Below are 1,249 nucleotides of genomic sequence, written 5' to 3'. Positions count from 1 at the left end.
TGTAGTGGTCTAATGCCCCCGGACACCTCGATAGGTGGATAATTCACCTTCGAAGGAGTTTACATGACCAGGCAGCGCCGCAATTTTGACCCCAGCTTCAAGCTTGAGGTCGTCCGTATGATCACAGAACAAGGCCTCAGCATCTCGCACGTCAGCCAGACGATGGACATTGGCGTGACCTCGATCCGTCGCTGGATGGAGCAATACGAGGCCGAGCAACAAGGCCAGCCCGGCATTGGCAAACCGTTGACGGCTGAGCAGCAGCGCATTCGCCAGCTGGAGCAGGAAAATCGTCAGCTTCGTAGCGATGTGGACGTCTTAAAAAAAGCATCGGCCTTCTTTGCCCGCGAGCTCAAGTGAGCTACCGGCTCGTCGACGAGCTGCAAACGAAGGCCGTACCTGTCGCACAAACCTGCCGTCTGCTGGGCGTGAGCCGGGCTGGATTTTACGAAGCCAAGCGTCGTGCCGCCACGCCGACTTTTTGCAAAGCGAGCGTGCATCTGCGTGCCGCGTTCATGAGCAGCGGCCAGAGTTACGGCAGCCGTCGCCTGGTCACAGCGCTGGCCAATAGCGGGCTCCAGGTCGGCCGTTACAAGGTGCGCCGGCTGATGCAACAGGCCAGCCTGAAGCCAGTCTGGAAGCGCAAGTTCGTGCACACCACCGACAGTAAACATGCCCTGCCGGTTGCGCCGAACGTGCTTGCCCGGCAGTTCAACCCTGCAGCGCCAAACCTGGCTTACGTTTCGGATATCACGTACATCCGGACCGGCGCCGGCTGGCTGTACCTGGCTGTCGTGCTCGACCTGTTCTCGCGCCGAGTCGTGGGCTGGGCGATGGCGCCGAGCATGCCAGCCACCCTGGTTTGCGATGCCTTGCGCATGGCAATCCAGGCGCGCCGACCGGCCGCCGGACTGATCGTTCATTCCGATCGCGGTAGCCAGTATGCGAGCGACCAGTATCAGGCCCTGTTGGCCGAACATGGCTTCGTCTGCAGCATGAGCCGTAAAGGCAATTGCTGGGATAACGCCGTCGCTGAACGCTTCTTCCTGAACCTGAAGATGGAGCGCGTTTGGCAGCGCAATTACGCGAACCATGCCGAAGCCAGGCTTGACGTGGCCAATTACATCGCCAGCTTCTACAACTGCGAGCGCCTGCATTCAGTTTTGGGCAATCTGCCGCCCAGCGTCTATGAACGCACAATGGCAGAGAAAGAACTTATCGTCGTGTCCGAAATTACTTGACCACTACA

1 protein-coding gene is annotated in these 1,249 nt (G+C 59.3%); it reads left to right on the top strand.

Annotation, left to right across the window (positions count from 1 at the left end; all coding sequences use genetic code 11):
- Positions 1-63: 63 nt before the first annotated feature.
- Positions 64-1,241, top strand: a protein-coding gene (locus IFT60_RS26145) for an IS3 family transposase (protein WP_206759118.1) whose coding sequence is annotated in 2 segments (ribosomal slippage) — positions 64-331 and positions 331-1,241 — 1,179 coding nt in all. Because the reading frame shifts where the segments join, the coding sequence is not laid out codon by codon here.
- The last annotated feature ends 8 nt before the right edge of the window (positions 1,242-1,249 follow it).

Source organism: Massilia sp. CFBP 13721 (assembly GCF_014842025.1).
Lineage (GTDB): Bacteria > Pseudomonadota > Gammaproteobacteria > Burkholderiales > Burkholderiaceae_D > Telluria.
Note: the sequence above shows the minus strand (reverse complement) of the source record. Positions and strands in the feature narration are given on the sequence as shown.